Source organism: Pseudomonas sp. GXM4, assembly GCF_008923895.1.
Classification (GTDB): Bacteria; Pseudomonadota; Gammaproteobacteria; order Pseudomonadales; family Pseudomonadaceae; genus Aquipseudomonas; species Aquipseudomonas atacamensis.
In genome coordinates this window covers 1-2,905 of the sequence record NZ_WBRZ01000432.1, presented here as the reverse complement: position 1 = coordinate 2,905, position 2,905 = coordinate 1, and the positions used below count along the sequence as shown (strand labels likewise).

The following is a 2,905-nucleotide window of genomic DNA, read 5'->3' as shown; positions in this document are numbered from 1 at the left end:
CACACATCTTGCAAAGAACACAAAACCCTGTGGGAGCGGGCTTGCCCGCGATGAACGATAACTCGGTCTATCGAGCAAAGCGCTGCGCCCAGCCAACAATATTCTTCGGCCGTGGCGTCGCATAAGTCCGCACCTTCGACGTCGACAACTTCAAACGCACCAGCGATTCGGCAATCATCACCGCCGCTGTCACGCCATCCACCACCGGCACGCCGGTGCGCCGACGGATCTGTTCATCCAGCCCGGCCATGCCGCCGCAGCCCAGGCAAATCACCTCGGCCTTGTCCTGGGTCACCGCCAGTTCGGCCTGCTGCACAATCGCTTCCAGTGCGCGCTGCGGTTCGTGTTCCAGCTCCAGAACCGCCAGACCACTGGCGCGCACCGAGGCACAGCGATCCCACAGGCCGGACAATTTCAGCCGATCCTCGATCAGCGGCACGGTGCGATCCAGCGTGGTCACCACCGAGTAGACATGGCCGAGAAACATCGCGGTGCTGGCCGCCGCATCGGTGATGTCCACCACCGGCACGTTGAGCAATTCCTGCAAGCCTTCGCGGCCATGTTCGCCGTAGCCGGCCTGAATCACGGCGTCGAAGGGTTGATCGTAGGCCATCACCCGGTCCATCACGGCGATGGCGGCCAGGTAGCTTTCGAAATTGCCTTCAATCGATTCGGCGCCGAAGTACGGGGTCAGGCCGACGATTTCGGTACCGGGTGAAGCGACGGCCTGCGCCGAGCGGGCGATGGCGTCGGTGATGGATTCGGTGGTGTTGACGTTGACCACGAGAATACGCATTGAAAATCCTTATTGCGGGCAGTGGTGCGGCCCGAAAACCGGGCCGCGAAGGGATCAGTGGCTGACGTTATCCACAGCGATGCATTCGCCGCTGACTTCGGCGTAATGCGTCTGGCGCTTGGCGATGATCAGGTAAAGCATGCCGGCGATACCGGCACCGATCAGCCAGGAGAACGGCGAAACGCTGTGGAAACCGGGTACCAGGGCCAGGACGATGGCGATCAGCGCTGCCGGAATAAACGCCGCCACCGCGCGGAAATTGATGCCACGGCTGTAGTAATAAGCGCCGTTGGGATCTTCGCTGTAGAGCTGCGGCACGTTGATGCGGCCTTTGCGGATCAGCCAGTAGTCGACCATGATCACCCCGTAGAGCGGGCCGAGCAGGGCGCCGAGGCCCGACAGGAAATACACGATCACCAGCGGGCTGTTGTAGAGGTTCCACGGCAGGATCAGCACGGCAATGGTCGCGCTGATCAACCCGGCGCGGCGGAAGGTCAGGTACTTCGGCGCCAGGTTGCTGAGGACGAACGCCGGGGCGACGAAGTTGGCCATGATGTTCACTGCGACGGTGACGATCAGAAAAGCCAGGCAGCCGAGCACCAGAAAGAATGTGTTGGGGATCGAGGCGATGATTTCGGTCGGGCTTTCGATGATTCGCCCGTTGATCTGGAACTGCGCGCCACACAGCAGCACAGTAATCGCAGCGAACACCAGAATGTTCACCGGCAAACCCCAGAAATTTCCCACCTTGATGGTTTTGCGGCACGGCGAAGAACGGGCGAAATCGCAGAAGTTGAGGATCAGCGTGCCGTAGATCGCCAGCCACAACGCGCCGCCGGCAAAGATGTTGCGCCACATCTCGCCACCGGTCAGCGGCTCGCGGATCGACCAGGCAATGGTCGCGTTGGCCTGGAAGTACATCCACCCGGCGAGCGCGGCTACGGTCAGCAGAATCACCGGCCCGGCAAATGCCTCGTAACGGCGCACCATCTCCATGCCGTAGGCAAGGATCGCCAGTTGCACCAGCCAGATGGCAACGAAGCACACCCAGCCCAGAGTCGACAGGCCGAGAATCGAGTTGTGATCGTATTCAGCGAAGCCCGGATGCACGGCAGTCAGCAAGACGCGGAATACCACTGAGGCGAGATACGTCTGAATACCGAACCAGGCGATGGCGATAACCGCCCTGATTAATGCAGGAATTTGCGCACCGTGAATGCCGAAACTGATCCGGCTGATCACCGGAAACGGCACCCCGGTTTTCTGCCCCATGTACCCGGACAGGTTCATGAAGAAGTACACCAGCGCCGCGCCGATCCCCAGCGACAGCAGAATCTGCCAGCCGCCCAGGCCCAACGCATACAGGCCGATGGCGAACGAGTAGTTGGCGATGTTGTGCACATCATTCGTCCACAGGGCGAAGATGCTGTACTGGCCCCAGCGCCGGCCTTCGGCTTTGGTCGGCGCCAGATCGCTGTTGTGCAGACGCGGGCTCAGTTGCAGCGGATCGCTCAGTCCGTCATCGGGCAACGGTTGATCGAGCGTGGAGGAGGGCAGATTCAGCGCGATGTTATTCGAAAGACTTGTACGCATTCCGGCAGGCTCCTGACGTTCACTCCCGCGATGACTGTGCATGAGCGCTCAGGCTCGACAAATCTTCGTCGCGGCGGTGAAAACATCACTGGTTACGGGGCATCTGCAGCCTGTACGGGATAGGGCGCTTCAGGCTTGCGGATCGAAAGTGTGCATGTTTTGCAGTTTTGTATACAAAACATGTATGCGATAAAGCCAGATTTGTGCCAGTTACAGATCTATGCCGGGCAGCACTGATTTCGAAACGTTATTGGAAGGTGATAAGTCGCTGAAAACCGGAGGTTAAAAACTGACCGATTGCACAGGTAATTATTTTCTTCGGAAGGTTTTGAACAGAATCGAAAAGGCGGGGATTTGAGCGGGAATGTAACTTTTCAGGGCGCGAAAATAAAAAGTGCACACATAAATGGCACCGATGGTGACATTCCTGTGTACACATTCTGAGTGACCAATGAGAACCCTGTGGGAGCGAGCTTGCTCGCTAAGGCGTCATGCCTGACACGAGTTTATCGACTG

The 2,905-nt window shown here is 58.8% G+C and carries 2 protein-coding genes; both read right to left on the bottom strand.

The window, feature by feature from the left end:
* Positions 1 to 67: 67 nt before the first annotated feature.
* A complete protein-coding gene (locus F8N49_RS27010; RefSeq protein ID WP_016773813.1) occupies positions 68 to 796 on the bottom strand; it encodes an aspartate/glutamate racemase family protein in 729 nt (242 codons plus the stop codon).
* A 54-nt stretch (positions 797 to 850) separates the two neighbouring features.
* Positions 851 to 2,389 carry an NCS1 family nucleobase:cation symporter-1 gene (locus F8N49_RS27005; RefSeq protein WP_130927118.1) on the bottom strand — a complete coding sequence of 513 codons (1,539 nt, stop codon included), beginning with the start codon at positions 2,387 to 2,389 and terminating at the stop codon, positions 851 to 853.
* Positions 2,390 to 2,905: the final 516 nt, after the last annotated feature.

What these genes read in the sequence shown, in the direction of transcription:
- F8N49_RS27010 (WP_016773813.1), bottom strand. Translation starts at nt 796, where the DNA reads ATGCGTATTCTCGTGGTCAACGTCAACACCACCGAATCCATCACCGAC.
- F8N49_RS27005 (WP_130927118.1), bottom strand. Translation starts at nt 2,389, where the DNA reads ATGCGTACAAGTCTTTCGAATAACATCGCGCTGAATCTGCCCTCCTCC.